This is a genomic window from Spirosoma pollinicola, from assembly GCF_002831565.1.
Lineage (GTDB): Bacteria > Bacteroidota > Bacteroidia > Cytophagales > Spirosomataceae > Spirosoma > Spirosoma pollinicola.
Genome location: NZ_CP025096.1, coordinates 1,053,946 through 1,071,470, shown reverse-complemented (window position 1 = coordinate 1,071,470; position 17,525 = coordinate 1,053,946). Strand labels below are relative to the sequence as shown.

The 17,525-nt window shown below is 50.1% G+C and carries 15 protein-coding genes; 6 read left to right on the top strand and 9 right to left on the bottom strand.

What is annotated here, in order from left to right; genetic code table 11:
* Window positions 1-236: 236 nt before the first annotated feature.
* The 6 genes from CWM47_RS04685 to CWM47_RS04660 all read left to right on the top strand — a co-directional run bounded on the left by CWM47_RS04685 (window position 237) and on the right by CWM47_RS04660 (window position 6,794).
* Window positions 237-956, top strand: a complete 720-nt coding sequence (locus CWM47_RS04685; RefSeq protein ID WP_100986675.1) for a ferritin-like domain-containing protein — start codon at window positions 237-239, stop codon at window positions 954-956.
* 15 nt (window positions 957-971) lie between these two features.
* Window positions 972-1,715, top strand: a complete 744-nt coding sequence (locus CWM47_RS04680) for a ferritin-like domain-containing protein (protein WP_100986673.1) — start codon at window positions 972-974, stop codon at window positions 1,713-1,715.
* 153 nt (window positions 1,716-1,868) lie between these two features.
* On the top strand, window positions 1,869-3,230 hold the full coding sequence (locus CWM47_RS04675) for a neutral/alkaline non-lysosomal ceramidase N-terminal domain-containing protein (protein WP_100986671.1): 1,362 nt from the start codon (window positions 1,869-1,871) through the stop codon (window positions 3,228-3,230).
* Window positions 3,231-3,237: 7 nt separating this feature from the next.
* A complete protein-coding gene (locus tag CWM47_RS04670) occupies window positions 3,238-3,807 on the top strand; it encodes a transposase (RefSeq protein ID WP_100986669.1) in 570 nt (189 codons plus the stop codon).
* Between the two features lie 15 nt (window positions 3,808-3,822).
* A complete protein-coding gene (locus tag CWM47_RS04665) occupies window positions 3,823-6,399 on the top strand; it encodes a glycoside hydrolase family 9 protein (protein WP_170069404.1) in 2,577 nt (858 codons plus the stop codon).
* A 98-nt stretch (window positions 6,400-6,497) separates the two neighbouring features.
* Window positions 6,498-6,794 (top strand): hypothetical protein, encoded by a 297-nt coding sequence (locus CWM47_RS04660; RefSeq protein ID WP_100986665.1) that lies wholly within the window; start codon window positions 6,498-6,500, stop codon window positions 6,792-6,794.
* Between the two features lie 95 nt (window positions 6,795-6,889).
* Here CWM47_RS04660 and CWM47_RS04655 read toward each other — a convergent pair whose 3' ends face one another.
* The 9 genes from CWM47_RS04655 to CWM47_RS04615 all read right to left on the bottom strand — a co-directional run bounded on the left by CWM47_RS04655 (window position 6,890) and on the right by CWM47_RS04615 (window position 17,502).
* Entirely contained in the window at window positions 6,890-8,101 is a 1,212-nt protein-coding gene (locus tag CWM47_RS04655) for an ATP-grasp domain-containing protein (RefSeq protein WP_100986663.1), read from the bottom strand.
* 138 nt (window positions 8,102-8,239) lie between these two features.
* Complete coding sequence (locus CWM47_RS04650; protein ID WP_100986661.1) at window positions 8,240-9,715, bottom strand: leucyl aminopeptidase family protein; 1,476 nt, start codon at window positions 9,713-9,715, stop codon at window positions 8,240-8,242.
* Window positions 9,716-9,838: 123 nt separating this feature from the next.
* Window positions 9,839-10,915 carry an alpha/beta hydrolase gene (locus tag CWM47_RS04645; protein WP_100986658.1) on the bottom strand — a complete coding sequence of 359 codons (1,077 nt, stop codon included), beginning with the start codon at window positions 10,913-10,915 and terminating at the stop codon, window positions 9,839-9,841.
* A gap of 81 nt (window positions 10,916-10,996) precedes the next feature.
* On the bottom strand, window positions 10,997-11,425 hold the full coding sequence (locus CWM47_RS04640; RefSeq protein ID WP_100986656.1) for a response regulator: 429 nt from the start codon (window positions 11,423-11,425) through the stop codon (window positions 10,997-10,999).
* 377 nt (window positions 11,426-11,802) lie between these two features.
* Window positions 11,803-13,482: a SulP family inorganic anion transporter gene (locus CWM47_RS04635; RefSeq protein ID WP_100986654.1), complete on the bottom strand. Its 1,680-nt coding sequence runs from the start codon at window positions 13,480-13,482 to the stop codon at window positions 11,803-11,805.
* A 35-nt stretch (window positions 13,483-13,517) separates the two neighbouring features.
* Complete coding sequence (locus CWM47_RS04630) at window positions 13,518-13,814, bottom strand: hypothetical protein (protein WP_100986652.1); 297 nt, start codon at window positions 13,812-13,814, stop codon at window positions 13,518-13,520.
* Window positions 13,815-13,938: 124 nt separating this feature from the next.
* Entirely contained in the window at window positions 13,939-15,306 is a 1,368-nt protein-coding gene (locus CWM47_RS04625; RefSeq protein ID WP_100993733.1) for a sensor histidine kinase, read from the bottom strand.
* A 98-nt stretch (window positions 15,307-15,404) separates the two neighbouring features.
* On the bottom strand, window positions 15,405-16,088 hold the full coding sequence (locus CWM47_RS04620) for a response regulator transcription factor (RefSeq protein ID WP_100986650.1): 684 nt from the start codon (window positions 16,086-16,088) through the stop codon (window positions 15,405-15,407).
* Window positions 16,089-16,290: 202 nt separating this feature from the next.
* Window positions 16,291-17,502 carry a sialidase family protein gene (locus tag CWM47_RS04615; protein WP_100986648.1) on the bottom strand — a complete coding sequence of 404 codons (1,212 nt, stop codon included), beginning with the start codon at window positions 17,500-17,502 and terminating at the stop codon, window positions 16,291-16,293.
* Window positions 17,503-17,525: the final 23 nt, after the last annotated feature.

Below are 17,525 nucleotides of genomic sequence, written 5' to 3'. Positions count from 1 at the left end.
GATAAACCCATCGTTTTTATACAATTCAGCGTATCTGTTTTACAAAGTATCAGTCTATTCAGAAACGTTACACCATCAAAAAAGTAAGCAATTCTATGCGTGTATAAAAGTCCCTATATCTTTCGTTGGAGGGACTTTTGTTAAGAAAAATAAATCCAAGTCAGAAAAGATGGCGTACATCTATCGAACCGTCTGGTTAAATAGCGGTTATACTGACACAATTAACTACATACGTTATGAGCAAGCAACAGAATGAATCGGGCCTGACCATGTTACCAGGCCAGTTAGAGCCGGTGATGGTAGGTCGTCGGTTATTTCTGCGCTACGCAGGTGCTTTTGCCGCCGGTGGTGCCCTTCTGGCGTCCTGCAAAGAAGGAGAAGAAAACCCAACCACCGTAATGGCCCCTGTCGATTTGGGAACTGGTGATATCGGTATTCTTAACTATGCGTTTGCACTGGAACAACTGGAAGCGGCTTTTTATTCTCAGGTCATTACCACGCCTTACAGCGGCATGACCGATGCCGAAAAGACAATTCTGATGGACATTCGCGACCACGAAATCATCCACCGCGAGTTTTTTAAAGCCGCTATTCCAGCTGCCAATCGAATTGCCGATCTGGTTCCAAATTTCAGCAGCATTAACTTCAGCGATCGGGCCAGTGTGTTAGGAACGGCCAAAGCATTTGAAGATCTTGGCGTGTCAGCTTATAACGGAGCTGGCCCATTGATTACAGACGTAAATTATCTGGCGCTGGCAGGCAAGATTGTATCGGTAGAAGCGCGTCATGCAGCCGCGATCCGCGATTTACTGAACCCAAAATCTGCCGACTTTGCCGGTGACGACGTGGTAGCACCTACCACCGGGCTCGATGCTGCCAACAAACCAGCTGTTGTATTGCCCATTGCCCAGAAGTACGTGAAAACACAAATCACGGCCGCTACTCTTCCCATGTAAACCAGACACAACGCCATGAATCTATTTAAATTAATATCTGAAATTGAAAAGGCTGATCCCGAAATCAGCGAGCGGTATAGTTTCTATTCGCGTCGGAATCTTCTCAAATTTGGCTCAAATCTGGCAGCCGCCGGTATTCCAACCCTTGTGGCCGCCAGCCTGAATAAAGCCTTTGCTCAAACCACCACAGCGCCAACGCAGGCGGCTATTGACGCCGTTAATTTTGCCCTCACACTTGAGTATCTTGAGGATGAATTTTACCGTACCGGCCTAGCGACTGCGGGACTGGTACCCGCCAGCGACCAAACGGTTATCAATCAAATCAGCAAGCATGAAGCGGCACACGTTGCCTTGCTGAAAGGAGCTTTGGGTGCTGCGGCTGTGGCGAAACCAACGTTCAAATATCCAGCCGGGACATTCACAACGTATGCGCAATTCCTGGCCACAGCACGTGCTCTCGAAGACACGGGCGTTCAGGCTTATAAAGGTCAGGCGGGTAATTTGATCAACGATAAAGCCATTTTGCAGACAGCCCTGCAAATTCACTCGGTCGAAGCAAGGCATGCATCGGAGATTCGCCGGATGATGGGGATGAAAGCCTGGATGTCTAATGCCAACCAAACAACCTTTACACAAGGGGGTGTAAGCTTGAAAACACTACCCAACGTAACCGGTATAACAGACGATAATTTCCGTGGCGCATTTGACGAGCCGCTGACCAAAGCAGAGGTTTTAGCCGCTGCGGCAGCGTTCTTATAGTAAACCTTATAATAGGGAGGCCGGGAAACCGGTAGGATGGCGGAAGGCATCGGGGATTTTCTCCGGTGCCTTTTTTAGTTTTCCTATCCCTTTCCCATCCGTTCGTTTTTTTGTTGCTTGCAGACAAATCCGTTCGCGCTGGTCGCAAATCGTATGAAATTCGTTCGTATTTTTCTGAAAGTTCTGCTGGGACTTGTTATTCTTATCCTGCTTTTTCTGGCTGTTAGCCTGGCACCGGTCGATGAAACGCCATACCAGCAAATGCCGTATTACACCCGGACAAAAGAACGGCTGACTCAACTTCCCACACCACCAGCAGCAAAAACGCCAATTCGGGCAGGCTGGGCAAAAGCCAACATAACTCCTCCCTACTCAACCCCAACAGGTGGTTATGGGGCTCGCCGGGGCAAACACTGGCACGTTGTGAGCGATTCGATTTTTGCCCGCGCCATTGTTCTCGATAATGGCAGCACCAAAGTTGCCATGATAGGGCTCGACCTGCTCATTACACCCCCAACGGTTGTCGAGGCTCTAAAAAAACGGTTGCCCGAAGTAGGGCTGCGCTGGGAGAATATCTATACCGGGGCCATTCACTCACACAACAGCATGGGCGGTTGGGCACCGGGCCTGGTTGGCCAATTGATTGCGGGAGGCTACGACGAAAAAATCGTGACCCGCGTTACAGAGGGCATTCTGGCCGCCATCCGGGCCGCCCAAATGAATATGGCTCCGGTGCAGGTAGGCTATGGTGAGGTCGATGCCAGCGACCATATCTATAACCGCATTGGCTCGTCGGGACCAACGGGGCCGCTCGATGGGCTGATTCACTTGTTGAAGTTAAAAAAAGCATCGGGCGAATCGGCTTTGCTTTGCACGTTTTCCGGCCACGCAACTCTCTACGAAGACAGCATGTGGAACTACCTCAGCCGCGATTATCCCGGCTCGCTGGTAGACCGGCTGGAAAAAAAATCGGCCGATTTTGCGGTGTTTATGGCAGGAGCCGTTGGCAGCACAGGACCAGAGGCTCGGGGTAAAACCGACTTTCAGGAAATTCGTAATTACGCGGGTGATCTGGCCCTTCGCATCGAACGCACCGTTCCAGAGATTCAGACTAAATCGGATAGCGCCCTGTCCATTCTTACGTTACCCCTCGATCTGCGCGAGCCACATCCCCGCGTAATTGGCAACTGGCGGGTGCGCCCCTGGCTCTTTTACGCCGTTTATGGCGACTACCCTTCCGACCTGAAAGCCCTGCGCATTGGCCAAACCGTATTGCTCGGCACCCCCTGCGATTACTCCGGCGAGTTTGTAGCCGACTTCAAACCACTGGCTGCTAAAAAAGGCATCAACCTGATGATTACCAGTTTCGATGGCGGTTATATTGGCTATGTCACCCCCGATAAATACTACAATCGAACGACCTACGAAACCCGGGACATGAACTGGTTTGGTCCGTATAATGGCGCCTATTTTGAAGAAATGATGATGGGGTTACTGGAAAAGATAAAACCGTAACCGCAAAATGGATAGGTTCCAAAACAAATATCGTATTGCATCGGCAAGGGCCGCATGGTGGGATTACAGTTGGGCAGGAGCCTATTTTATTACGATATGTACCGCCCAGCGCCAGCATTTTTTTGGTGAAATTGAAGACGGAAAAATGCAACTGTCGAATATAGGGGTATTGGCTGACGTGTTTTGGCATGAAATCCGTCACCATTCACAACAACTAGAATTGGGTTCATTTGTCGTAATGCCTAACCATATACACGGGATATTAATATTGAACGAAACCCATACAAATGACCAAAATGCAACCGGTCCAATCGTAGAGACAAGGCATGCCTTGTCTCTACCGCAACCGCATACATCACCCGGCGAACAACGATTTCAGAATCAGGGAAAGAATACGGTTTCATCAATTATTGGATCGTACAAAGCAGCAGTAACCAAACACGCACATCGGCTGGGTTTTGATTTTGGCTGGCAGACGCGTTTTCACGACCATATTGTTCGCAATGATATTGAATACCAACGTATCAACGATTATATAGAATTAAATCCTTCCAACCGGGGAAAAGATAAACTTTAGACTAGGTGATTGATCATGCGCTTTGTCCTTTTCGTCTCTCTGCTACTAAGCTCACTATCCGTTATAACGCCCGACGATCCGCCCGCCGTTATTCGAATCAATTTGCTCGGCTATCGGCCCGGCAGCCCTAAAATAGCCGTTTGGGGAAGCCTGACCGGGCAGACGGCAGGTACATTCGAGTTGGTCGATGAGCAGACAAGTCAGGTTATCCGGCAACTACCGGCGGGCCGGGCGTTTGGCGAATATGGTCCCTTCCGGCAAACGTATCGGCTCGATTTCTCGGCTTTCCGAAAACCTGGCCGGTATTACCTGCGTACAGCAGATGGCGCCCGGTCGCCCGGTTTTCGCATTGGCGAAGGTGTGTATGCCGGTGCGGCCGATTTTTGCTTGCGGTATATGCGCCAGCAACGGAGCGGCTACAATCCATTCCTGAAAGACTCCTGCCATACCCACGATGGCTACACCATGTATGGCCCAATGCCCGACAGTACGCATATCGACGCATCCGGCGGCTGGCATGATGCCAGCGATTATTTGCAGTATGTGACCACCTCGGCCAATGCAACCTATCATTTACTGGCGGCACTGCGCGATTTTCCAACGGCCTTTGGCGATCAGTATCAGACCAATGGGCTGGCAGGTATGAACGGCCAGCCCGACGTACTCGATGAAGCCCGATGGGGCCTTGACTGGTTGCTCAAAATGCACCCTACCGACACATGGCTCTTCAACCAGCTTGGCGACGACCGCGATCATTCGGCCATGCGGATTCCCAAACAGGACAGTATGTATGGGAAGGGAGCCGAACGGCCGGTTTATTTTGCCACAGGCCAGCCACAAGGGTTGTTTAAATATAAAAATCGGGCAACGGGTGTAGCTTCCACGGCAGGCAAAGTAAGTAGTGCTTTGTCTTTGGGGTATCAGCTTTTGCGAAATCGCCAGGCCAATTATGTGAGTCGGGCCTATGTCGACAAACTGCAAAAGCGATCGCAGTCGGCCTATACGCTTGGTATCCAGAAGCCGGGCAACAGTCAAACGGCTCCAGGTCGGGCACCCTATTTCTATGAAGAAGACAATTATGTCGACGACATGGAACTGGCTACTGTCGAGCAACTTAACGCGACCCGAGCTACAGGCGCACAGGCTACTAAATGGCAAAATACGGCTCTGGCGTTTGCCCGTCGCGAGCCGGTTACCCCCTGGATTCTGAACGACACCGCACGACATTATCAGTGGTATCCGTTCGTCAACGTCGGTCATGCGGAATTGGCTAAACACCTGCCCAGGGCCAGTCGCAAAACCGTCACTGACTTTTATAAATCGGGTATCGAAACGATTTGGAAACGGGGCAGTCAGAATGCGTTTTACCGGGGCGTGCCGTTTACCTGGTGCAGCAACAACCTGACGACTTCTTTCGCCACACAATGCTTCTGGTATCGGCAACTCACCGCCGACGATCAATTTGCCTCGCTCGAACAAGCTAATTTTGACTGGTTATTTGGCTGTAATCCGTGGGGCACGAGTTTCGTGTATGGCCTGCCCGCCAATGCGGATACCCCCTCCGATCCGCATTCATCCTTTACGCACCTGAAAAACTACCCCATTGATGGGGGTCTGGTAGATGGGCCCGTGCGGGGCAGCATTTACGGGAATTTAATTGGCATCACCTTACACGAACCCGACGAATATGCGCCCTTTCAGAGTAAAGTAGCCGTGTACCATGACGATTATGGTGACTACAGTACCAATGAACCGACTATGGATGGGACGGCATCACTCGTTTATCTATTAGCAGCCAAACATGCCGAAACGTATAAACCCGCGCCCAAACCCATACCCGGTAGAAAGGCAACTTTACCAGCAAACAAGCTACCTGTAAAACGAGGTACAGATCGTAATTCAACTTATTTTAAAGGCGCTAAAATCAGGGGTGATACAACCGTTCGCAACCTGGCGCTGGTCTTTACCGGCGACGAGTTTGCCGATGGTGGCTCAAGCATTGCCCGGACGTTGCAGAAGCATAGCGTTCGGGCTTCTTTTTTTCTGACAGGCCGTTTTTTGCGAAACCCGGCTTTTGCGTCGCTGGTAAAACAACTAAAGCAAGGAGGGCATTATCTGGGGCCGCATTCCGATCAGCATTTACTGTATTGCGACTGGACAAGGCGCGACAGTTTGCTGGTCAATCGGCAGCAATTTGTTAACGATCTGCGGGCTAATTACGCGGCTCTGGCTCAAGTTGATCATACAGACAAAACACCCCGGCTCTTTCTGCCACCCTATGAATGGTATAATGACAGCATTGCCGCCTGGACGAAACGTGAAGGTGTTCAACTTATTAATTACACTCCCGGCACGTTGAGCCATGCCGATTACACGACACCGCAAGACCGGAATTATCGAAGCAGCGCCACCATTTTGACATCCATTCGCGCCTATGAGCAGCAAAAAACAGCTGGATTAAACGGTTTTATTCTACTGATGCACATTGGTACAGCCTCCGCTCGAACAGACAAGCTTTACGCTCATCTGGACGAATTTCTAAGCGAATTTCGACAGAAGGGCTATCAATTCGTTCGCATCGATGAGCTGTAGAATGAGCGTAAAACTTTACGCATGAAAGTTAGTTGATAAGATACCCAATCACTGGCAATCCTGCTGGCGACGGTTTACTCAACAAACGATCTCTTCAAATGCGTACGCTCCTGTTCTTTTTAGCAATAAGCCTCTATGGTTCGGTATCTTTTGCGCAAAGCGACTCATCCAAAGCGGTACAGGAAACCCCTGTTCAGCAGTCGCCTGTTCAACGGCAGGTAGCCATTCCGGGGGTAGATACGCCCATATCCGGGGGTGGCATGACGGCTCAAACACCAAATAACCCAATGCCGCCTGTTCAGGATAATAAGAAAAGGAAAACCATGCCCCCCAGCGACCCAAGAGCATTTGGCGTTTCGGTTCCTGTTGGGAAGACAAAACGGGATACGTTGTAGTCGTAATTTGTACCCATGGGCTTTAGCCCGTGTTTTATGGAAAGGCAAACTCTCTCATAAAAACACGACCTAAAGGCCGTGGGTACAGAGCTAAATTAACTCGTGGGTTTATCGGGCAAGGGTGCCGATGCGTGAAACTCCTCGTAAATACGGTGCATATAATCGTCCAGCAAGGTTCGGATTCGGGTCCGGTCGTCCGATTGGATAATGAGCCCGACGTGGTATTCGCGGTTCATACGCCAGTAAATTTCCTGTTCGGTAAATACTGCAAGGTCCGGCCATTGCTGACGAGCCAACGACACAATCAATCCGGCATGGCGTCCGTTGTCGATCGGTGGTACATAATGTTCTTTGAGCGCAATGGCGTTTTCGAGTTTGGCCCATTCCCGCCAGAGGTTCACGCCCGAAGCAGCTTCTACCATTTCGGCAATGTGCGCACCACCCACGCGGGAAGCTGTTTCCAGAAAATATAACTCCCCATCGTGATCGCCCCGGATGTATTCGGAGTGCGATGCGCTATACCGCATACCAAAGGCGGCCATTACCTGATCGTTGATCTGGCGGAGGGCTTCGGCTTCCGGTGTATCGACGTCAAGAGTTCCTGTGCGAAACACCCCGCCCCCATGCGCCACTTCCATTGGTGTTGCCAGGTATTGACTCACCCGTGTAAAAACCGCTTTGCCATCTACCGACAACGAATCGACATGGTAGACCTTTCCCGGCTTAAACTCTTCAATAAGATAGGTGTGCCGATTGTCGCCCAGCAAATGAATAGCCGACCAGGCTTCATCCAGTGAATGTACTTTCCGGATACCCGTTGCCGATGCTTCAGAGCGGGGTTTTATGAGCCAGGGGGCTTCTGTCGTTTGCAGGAATGCCGTAACGGTTTCGTCGTGAAAAAGCGGACAGAAAGCCGGTACCCGAATACCGGCTACAAAAGCCCGTGTACGCATAGCCAGTTTATCCCGAAAGTAGCGGGCGGTAGTTTGCCCCATCCCGTCGATGCGGAACGTTTCCCGAATAAGGGCGCCCTTCTCCACGTCGAAATCATCCAACGCCACCACCCGATCAATTTTTCGGGAACGCATGGCGTGGGCTAACCCTACAACCATTTGCTCCAGATCTTCGGGCGCATTGCTGGGCGATTTAAGGAAAAACATCTCGTCGATGGACTCGCGGGGCCAGGCTTCGTTGGCAAGCTTCTGATCGGTTAGCAAGTAAACCGTGTTTCCCAACTCCTTGCAGGCCCGCATGAAATCCTGCCCTTTCAAAAAAGTGGCGATGCATAGAAAAGACAATTGGCTCATACTTTCGATGGTTTAGTGCTAGACCTGTAAGGTTTTAGAAACCGTATAGGCCTCTCGTTCGTAATGTCTGGCCGGACGAAATGGTAAACTATGTTTGGCCAAAAAAGATACGGCCAAATGAGCAAACGACGAACTTTCTTACGCCTTTTCTGCAAGAAGTATCTGTAAGTAGGCGATTAACAGACGAATACCAAAACCTGTCGCATTCTTTTGCGAACCAAATTCCGTGTCGGCAAAGGCCATCCCCGCAATGTCCAGGTGTGCCCAGGCCACGTGTTTTTCACTGAACACTTCCAGGAATTTGGCCGCGCTGATCGACCCGGCAACGGGCTTTCCGCTGTAATTTTTCACATCGGCCACATCCGATTTTATATCCTCGTTGTACACGTCCCAAAGCGGCAATCGCCAGAGCTGCTCGCCCGTCTGGTCGGCGGCTTCGGTAAGTTGGGCGGCTAACTGGTTATTCTTCGTGAACATACCAGCCGCGTGATACCCTAAAGCGCCAATAACGCTGCCGGTGAGGGTAGCCAGGTCGATGAGCACATCGGGCTGGAAATTCCGGACCATATAACCCAGCCCGTCAGCCAGAATAACTCGGCCTTCGGCATCGGTATCTATGATTTCGATGGTTTTGCCGGAATAGGCCGTAACAACATCGCCGGGTTTTGTGGAGCTACCGTCGGTCGAGTTTTCGGTTGATGGAACAATGCCGATCACATGAATTGGCAATTTCAGTTTAGCTGCCACCTCAACAGTTCCGAGTACAGCCGCAGCCCCGCCCATATCGCTTTTCATGAGGTGCATACTGGCAGAGCTTTTAATGGAAACACCGCCCGTATCGAAGGTGACGCCTTTGGCTACCAGACCCACTTTTTGCAGATTCTCGATACCCTCGGGTTTATATTCGGCAATGATCAGCACGGGCGGTACATCGCTCCCCCGACTAACGCTCAGCAAGGCTCCCAATTTCTGCCGTTCCAGTTCGGCTTTGTCGAGAACTGTTACGGAGTACCCATTCTGCCCCCCTGATTCAACAGCCCAATCGGCCAGCGTCTGCGGATTCTTATAGTTGGCGGGGGCATTCATCAGGTCAAGCATTTGCCGATGGGTTTGGGCAATGGCCTCGGCCTGCGACAGGGCTTTCTCTGCGGCTTCCTGTTGCTCCGGTGTCACGTAGATCGTCAACTCGCCAGCCTCGGAAAAGAAAATCGGTCCTTCGGGTTTATCTGTCTGATACAGCTTAAGATCATAGCCGCCCCAGCGAACACCCAGCACAACGCCCTGGCTAACGCTACCGGCAAAGGCCGTCAGGTCGATAGCGAGTTGAGCAGGCAGTTTACTTTTCTGATCAAAAAAGAATTTCCGGAAGGCACGCAGCCAATCCATTTCCATTGGGTCGGCCCCAATGCCCAGCAAGTACGTTTTCTGGTCGTTCGGGCCATAGACGGCAAGCACTTCTTTGGCATCTGCCTTAAAATCGCGTTGCAGCACCTCGGCTGATATCCCCAGTTTTGGGGCAAGGTCAGTCAGTTGGTCGGCCAGTGTATCGGTTTGCACCACCGGGATAATGAGGTCGCCGGTAGCGGATACTTGCGTGGTTAGCGTAATATTCATGGTTAATAATAGTCAATAAAACGAGTGTATTTGCTGAAGTGTGCAGTAGACGCTGCAGTATACGCCATATCTTGAAGATATGGCGTATACTGCAGCGTCTACTGCACACTTCAGCAAATACACTCAATAAAACAGCCACTCCACCGCTTTTGGAAATTCTCGGCTCCAATGGGCTTCCTGATGCGTACCGGTTGGGTCAACGGATAGGTGAATATCGATAGCATTTCCACCATAATTCTGGCGGGCCAGTGCTTCGTTGAACCGCTGGATGTTTGGCACCATATATTGCGATTCTTTCTCCCCTCCGTAAGCATATACCTTGATGGGTACGGGCGCCTGAAAGCGAATAGCATCGAAATAAATTTTCGGCGAAATCCAGAGCGAAGGCGAGAAAACCATCATGCGACCAAACACATCAGGGTGCATCAGTCCGGCATAGATGCTAATCAAACCACCCAGCGAACTGCCACCAATGCCTGTATGAGCCGCATCGGGTACGGTACGAAACCGCTTGTCGACGAGAGGCTTTACAGTATGCCGAATGAAATCCATATAATATTTTCCTCGTCCTGCACCAGCACGGGTGCGGTGGAAGGTAAACTCCCGGATACGTTCGTCGTTGGCGTGATCGATCGAAACAAGGATCACTTCATGATGATTCCGGGAAGCCAGCAAGGCCATTTTCTGATCAACTTCCCAACTTCCATAACCAGACCCGCCACCGAACAGATTCTGCCCATCGTGTAAATATAGAACAGGATAGCGCTTTCCTGATGTTTCGTAGTCGTGAGGCAACAACACATGAACCCGGCGAGTCGAACCAAGTCCGGGAGCATCGAAGGTGTCGCCCAGTAATTCTATTTTAGGCAGAAATTCGGGGTTGAACGGCATGCCAAACCACCGCCAATGGGGTACATATTCCTGTTTTAGGGAATCAAAATGCGATGCCGTTCGATTGGAAACGCCTTCGCCTAATGCATTCAGTTCAACATGATCCCATCCGCCCCGTGTGTACTTATACTCCAGTAAATCAGGAAGTTCTATTTCTGGCGGAAACTCATAGACAAATTGACCCGGCCCCACTGGCTGCATCCTGAACAGATCCAAATCGGGAAGCCAGTCGCAAAAATTACCCGACACAAAGACCGGGCGGTCATCTGTGATGTGCGTACTCAATTCTAAACGTAGTGATGAAGACATACGTAAAGAATCGGTTAGCAGGGCGAGTTGGTTCAGCCACGCTCAGGAAAGTTAGTATAATGCACTAACGACAGGGCATTCTCAAGCCAGTGCCCAGGTTTCGGTTAGGCCTTTTACGAGCGTCACCAATTGGGTATAACTGTTGGGTTTCGTCATAAATTGATTGGCACCGAGGGCCAAACTACGCTGGCGATCCAAGGTATCTGACGACGTACTCAGCATAACGACCGGCAAATGGGCGAATGTGGGTGTGTTGCGAAGTTGAGCGAGCGTATCGAAACCGTTTTGCCGGCTCATGTTAATATCCAGTAAAATCAGTTGAGGCAATCTCTTACAGACAGCTAGTTTGGGCAGTAGCTGGTCGCCATCAGCCAGTGTCAATACACTAATGGGCTGTGGGGTATCTTCGAAGGCCGAACTGATAAAAAGCCGGTCGTCCTCGTCGTCATCAACGACCCAAACGGCAGGAGCCTCTGTGTGCCCAATACCCATAGGTGAGTGAAAAGCCATGACGAATGAACGTTTAACGTGATGAAGTAAACTCATTTACTGATTGCAGTGCATTACAAAGGGTAAAAAAGTGATTAGCCCATTTTACACGGTGTTTACACGTCGGTCAGACCGGGAAAGATTGAGTTGCGGGTGCGGATGTTGCCAAAGGATGAGTCAAATATATCACGCTGCCGACCAAAAAGCTACTATTTGCTTAGTCTATTTAATTGTAATTTAACTAAAAACTATACAATCTATCCCAAACCAGCAAAAACTGCTTTTTTACCAAGCAGGTCACACATAAGAACGTGTTGGCAAATTTTGGCTTGCTGTCTTTAGTCTGCCTTGATGAACGTGTATCCTGGTTACACGTTCATCAAGGCAGATCTGAATGCTTAAATCGGCGTGGGGTTTACCTGACGATGCAGGTGCGGTTGTGAGTCATGCCGAAACCCTCGTTCAGAATTGTTGCGTCGGTAGTTATCGGCTAATTCCGTCAAGGTATACACAGGTGATTCCGCTGGCCGGGCGGGCAAAAAGACAAGCTGAATATTCCGCTGACAGGCCGCCACGCCAAAATTTTCGATAGCTTTAATTACGTCGCTGTCAATATAAGAAGAGCCTGTACCATCTATTTCTACGACCGCATTGTCGGGAATATTCTTCAGCAGTTTCAGCAACTTGGCCTTACTCAGAAAGGAAACGTGATCGCCCAAACTCACGTGAATACGCGTTATGTTATTGGCATGCTCCGTTCGAACGCGATGCGTATTCTGATAATGTTCGCGCAGAATAAAGACAATACCCGTTATCATACCGATGCCAATACCCGTTAGCAAATCGGTCAGCAAAATAGCGATGATCGTTACAGCAAAGGGAATAAATTTCGCTGGGCCTTCGGCAAATACACCCTTGAAAACCTCGATACGCGCCAGCTTGTAGCCTGTTACCAACAAAATAGCCGCCAGACTTGCCCACGGAATTTTATTGAGCAACGTAGGCAACGTTACGACACAAATCAGCAGCAGCGTTCCGTGGACCAGAGCCGCTAACCTCGTGCGGGCACCCGCATTGATACTGACCGAACTCCGCACAATTACCGATGTGAGCGGAATACCACCAATCAAACCACTCACTATGTTGCCTATACCCTGTGCTTTTAGCTCGTGATTGGCCGGTGTTTTCCGTTTGAGAGGGTCCAGTTCATCGGTGGCTTCAACCGACAGGAGTGCTTCCAGACTTGCTACAAGCGCGATGGCTACTGCCGACGTATACACCAGTGGGTTGTTCCACTGTGAAAAATCGGGCATAGTAAATAATTGAAGAAATTCCTGTGGGCTTCCGGGAACGGGCAGTTGCACCAGATGATTGCCACGCAAGGCAAGTTGCGGGAACACCATACGCACGAGTTCGTTGATGAAGATGCCCAACAGCACCACGATCAGGGCTGCGGGTACGTTTTTGACAAAAGCCCGTTGCTGGAACAAAAGCCGCCCCCACAGGTAAAACACGGCCAGTGAGGATAGCGCTATCAACATTGCGACCCCGCTAAACTGCCCAAGGGACATGCGCAGCTGCTCGATAATATTGAAACCGCCCGGCTGAAAAAGAGCAAGTCCTTCGGCAGCATCGGCATCATACCCCACCAGGTGCGGCAGTTGCTTTATAATCAGAATAATGCCAATACCGGCCAGCATCCCCTTGATGACCGATGAGGGAAAGAAATTGCTGACCATACCCGCTCTTGCGAATCCGAGACCTATCTGCATCAGTCCGGCAATACAAGTAGCCAGCAGAAAAGCCGGAAATGAACCCAGCGTTTCAATAGCGCTCAGCGTCACGACGATGAGGCCCGCTTCCGGCCCCGAAATACTCAGCGCCGACCGGCTAAACAAACCAACGACAAGACCACCAACAAGCCCGGCGATGATACCGGCGAAAAGTGGAGCACCCGAAGCCAGCGCAATTCCCAGGCATAAAGGAACAGCTACCAGAAACGAAATAGCTCCACCCCGAATGTCGCCGGACAGATTCGTTAAATCAAAAAAATTGGTATTGGTTTGTCTTCTTTTCATGGTTCAATTTCGGTTGTCGTCAACGGTATTTCTTCCTAAAATCCACTCGTGGCAACAATAGCCGTGCCTCTGGAATTAGGCGATAGACCCGTCGATACCGACGGGTCTCTTGTCGATTCAATTTCTCGCAGCCGTTGCTCAAGTCGCACTTTCTCCGCATACAGTGAATCGGCCCGCTGGCTTTCTGCTTTATATTGCGTCCGGTACCAGTTCCGGTTCAGTCGATTGTCGACATACAGGTTATAGACAATAACCGCAAAAATGAAGCCCCAGACGGTTATCCAATTGACAAGGCTGCTTGATTTTTTTGTATCGTTGACATTGTTGTTCATGACGTAATTGGTTAACTAACCACATGACAGTTCACACAACAAAGGTCGTTCGCGCGCAGGTGCCTTTAATTAAGGGTCTGTTAGAATATGATGAGAGACCCGTTAGAAGACGATTAGAAAACGATTAGAATCGCTTGGGCAGCCGAACGGTGAAGGTGGTACCCTGCCCAATTTGAGAGACAACATCAATCTGGCCGCGATGGAGTTGAATGATTCGATACGTCAGTGGTAGTCCGACGCCATGCCCATGAATACGCTTAACGTTTTCAGCCCGGAAGAAAGGCTCGTAAATACTCTTTATATCCGATTCCAGAATACCAACACCCTCATCTTTAAAATCAATCGTTACCCATTGCTCGTTGGCACCGAGAATGACATTGATCTGTTTTTTCTCCGAAAACTTACAGCCGTTTTCCATGAGATTGAAAAAAGCTGAATACAGCAGGGATTTATTTCCCTCCATCGTCAGGGAGGGGTGTAGTTTATCCATCTCGCCATCAAACGAAAAAAAGACAGTGTAGTCCAGTTGCCGGTTCATAAGCATCTGGGCAGCCTGATAAATGATTTCGTCGATGGATACCTCGCTGAATTTCAAGGGTGTAGCCCCAAGGCTAACCATTGTTAGGTCGAGCAGATTATTAGTCAGCTTGTTCATCCGCTGGATGACCTCCAACGCTGCCTTCCACTTTTCTTCGTGTTCTTCGACGGTGCGTCGTTTCAGCAGCGTTACTTCAATTTGCCCCGTAATAATGGTGAGGGGAGTGCGTAATTCGTGCGAGGCATTGGCCACAAAATTCCGCTGCACTTCAAAGGCCTCCTGTACCCGGTCGAGCATCAGGTTGAATGTATGTGCCAGCTGAGCCAGCTCATCATCGTCACTCCCGGCCGTTAGGCGCTGGTTCAGGTTCGAGGCCGTTATCTGATCAACCTCCCTGACAACATTGGAAATAGGACGAAGTGACCGCCCTGCATAAGCCCACCCAATAGCACCCACCAACGCCAGGCTACACAGGAAACCTACGACCATAATCGTTTGTAGATGACCTATTTCTTCAATTCCGTACCGGTCGTAGGCAGATGCGACCAGTACATAATTCCGATTCCGATGCCGATGTGTAAAACCGACTATTTCGGCATGGGTTCTACGAATAAACACCTCTCTTTTCTCCCGGATAAGGCTCAGAACTTCAGGCTTTACAATCGAGCTATCCCGCGTTGAATACAGAATTTGGTTGTTCTCGTCATAAATATTGATTTGCTCTTCGGGCAGGGCGGTAATGTTATTCCGTTCAATGATCCGAAGCAAACGGGTATTAACCTCATCTTCGTCGAGCAGAAGGCGGGCCACGTTCTTCGCTTTATCGCTTAACTGAGTATAGAAATCCCGCTGCCGGAAATATTCTGCCGTGGCGTATACAACGAACGAAAACAGCAGCAGAATTGCCGCAACAACGCCCACGAACGTTAGCGAAAGACGAGTCCGTATCTTCATAATTAAAACGAATGAATAATGGACAATGAATAATAGACAATGATTGTCAGGCACTTTGCCGCCCATTATTCATTGTCCATTATCCATTGTTCTATATTCTACTCATCGCCGGCCTGCATGATATAGCCAATACCGCTGATGGTATGAATCAGTTTTGGCGAAAAGTCCTTATCAATCTTTTTTCGGAGGTAATTGACATACACGTCGACAAGATTGGTCCCTGTGTCGAAGTTGATATCCCAGACATGCTCCGTGATTTCGTTACGTGTCAGGGCGCGGTTCTGGTTTTTCAGGAAAAACTCCAGCAAGGCCAATTCCCGGGCGGTCAGGATGAGTTTCTGGTTATCCCGTTTTACGGTCTTACTCTGCTGATTTAGTTCAAGATCAGCAATTTTAAGCACCACAGCCTCCTGCGCCATGGCCCCACTGCGCCGGTTAAGGGCACGCAGGCGGGCAACCAGTTCGCGAAATTCGAATGGTTTTACCAGATAATCATCGGCTCCTGCGTCAAATCCATTCACTTTGCTATCCGTACTGCCAAAGGCGGTCAGAATCAATATAGGGAGCGTATCAAATCGGTTGCGTATCATCCGGCATAAGTCGAACCCACTAATTACCGGCAGATTTACGTCCAGTATAATAGCCTCATATTCATGATCGGCCAGTTGCTTCTGGGCCTCCATAGCGTTACCGGCAATGTCGGGTACGAAGTCATACTCCTCCAGACCGGCCTTAATGAGCGAAGCAACTTCCCATTCATCTTCAACGATCAACACGCGCATAGTATCTTCCGGTAGTGACTCATTCTAACAAACGATTCGTTGAACAAGCCCGCCAAGGCCGATTTTGCAACCTTTAGCCGCAAACTCCCCGTTCGTAAAACGTGAACTTCACACCTATTGTTAGATTGGCCTACGCATTCCGATAGGGGATAAACGCAAACAGGACGTCAAGTTAACGCCCTGTTTGCGTTTATCCTTGTACTTACTGAGCGGCTAATTGCCGCACAACAATTACCGGCTTTCCTTTGTCTTTCGTCTGCTCATAGGCTACCAGCACACCCTGTTTCGTAGCGAGCACAGCCGGATAGGTCGCGTCTACGGTTTCGGGGGTCAGGTAAGTTGTTGAGCTGCTTTCTCCCCCGGCAAAGGTGCACATGCCAATTCGCTGCACAAACGACCCCATCTGATTAGAACCATCTTTCGAAACAGCTTCATCCCAAACCCAAACCAGTTGATTGCCCGCCGTAGCTATCTGCGGATGCTTCGCCCGATTGGATAACACGCTCGACGCTAATTTATCGGAACCCAGACGAGCCAGTCGTAAGCCAACGGCGTCTTCTTTCCCCGAGAACCACGTCATCAGAATATCATTACCCAGTTGCGCCACCACCGGCCCGGCGTGCGGACAGGCGTTCACCTGCCAATGGTCGGCAAAGACCACTTGCGGCTTTCCGAATGTTTTCCCGCCATCAGTCGAAACCGCCGTGCTGATGTCGCGCGAGGCTGGCACATCGGTTTTACCGGAGGGTAGTAAGTCGCGGTAGGTCAGATGAATGTTCTCTTTTGCGTCCACGAATACATTCGTTCGGCAGCATTGACAGGCATTATCATCGACCAGTACCGCCGTGCCAAAACCTTTGCCTTTTATTGTTTGGGCGAATACAACCGGTCGTCCCTCCCGACCCGGCAGTTTCTCATCCAAGAATACAACGCCAATTTCGCCGTTAGGCAGTCGGGTAATGTCACTAAACGAATGGCTCGTACCGGGTTTCACGTTCTGATGAACGGGCACGGGTTCAGTCCAGGATTTCCCGTTATCGGTAGACATCGTGTACAGTAAATCACCGGCAAAGCGTGATTCGGGTGTGGGGTTTGGCACTTCGAAAACGGCCAGTAGTGTCCCGTCGGCTTTGACCGCGACTTTGGGCATTCCTTCGGCATGAACGGATATATTGGGGGGTGCCTTCACCCTTATCTTCTCCCCGAAGGTTTGTCCATCAGACGAAATGGCAAAATAAAATGCCGCTTCCTTTTCGCTGATTTTTTCTACCCAACTCAGCAACGGGCTACCAGTTGCATCTGTAGTAAAACGCGGAACGCCCCCCACGAATTGAGGATTGGAAACAGGGGTTTCATTGACTGACTTTGCAGCCATCAGGCAGAAAAGGAGGAGTGTAATTAATAGACTTTTCATATATTGTCGGTTAGTTTTAACAC

Bases quoted from the DNA above. Each gene is read 5' to 3' on its own strand.
- CWM47_RS04685 (WP_100986675.1), top strand. From the start codon at position 237: ATGAGCAAGCAACAGAATGAATCGGGCCTGACCATGTTACCAGGCCAG.
- CWM47_RS04680 (WP_100986673.1), top strand. From the start codon at position 972: ATGAATCTATTTAAATTAATATCTGAAATTGAAAAGGCTGATCCCGAA.
- CWM47_RS04675 (WP_100986671.1), top strand. From the start codon at position 1,869: ATGAAATTCGTTCGTATTTTTCTGAAAGTTCTGCTGGGACTTGTTATT.
- CWM47_RS04670 (WP_100986669.1), top strand. From the start codon at position 3,238: ATGGATAGGTTCCAAAACAAATATCGTATTGCATCGGCAAGGGCCGCA.
- CWM47_RS04665 (WP_170069404.1), top strand. From the start codon at position 3,823: ATGCGCTTTGTCCTTTTCGTCTCTCTGCTACTAAGCTCACTATCCGTT.
- CWM47_RS04660 (WP_100986665.1), top strand. From the start codon at position 6,498: ATGCGTACGCTCCTGTTCTTTTTAGCAATAAGCCTCTATGGTTCGGTA.
- CWM47_RS04655 (WP_100986663.1), bottom strand. From the start codon at position 8,101: ATGAGCCAATTGTCTTTTCTATGCATCGCCACTTTTTTGAAAGGGCAG.
- CWM47_RS04650 (WP_100986661.1), bottom strand. From the start codon at position 9,715: ATGAATATTACGCTAACCACGCAAGTATCCGCTACCGGCGACCTCATT.
- CWM47_RS04645 (WP_100986658.1), bottom strand. From the start codon at position 10,915: ATGTCTTCATCACTACGTTTAGAATTGAGTACGCACATCACAGATGAC.
- CWM47_RS04640 (WP_100986656.1), bottom strand. From the start codon at position 11,425: ATGGCTTTTCACTCACCTATGGGTATTGGGCACACAGAGGCTCCTGCC.
- CWM47_RS04635 (WP_100986654.1), bottom strand. From the start codon at position 13,482: ATGAAAAGAAGACAAACCAATACCAATTTTTTTGATTTAACGAATCTG.
- CWM47_RS04630 (WP_100986652.1), bottom strand. From the start codon at position 13,814: ATGAACAACAATGTCAACGATACAAAAAAATCAAGCAGCCTTGTCAAT.
- CWM47_RS04625 (WP_100993733.1), bottom strand. From the start codon at position 15,306: ATGAAGATACGGACTCGTCTTTCGCTAACGTTCGTGGGCGTTGTTGCG.
- CWM47_RS04620 (WP_100986650.1), bottom strand. From the start codon at position 16,088: ATGCGCGTGTTGATCGTTGAAGATGAATGGGAAGTTGCTTCGCTCATT.
- CWM47_RS04615 (WP_100986648.1), bottom strand. From the start codon at position 17,502: ATGAAAAGTCTATTAATTACACTCCTCCTTTTCTGCCTGATGGCTGCA.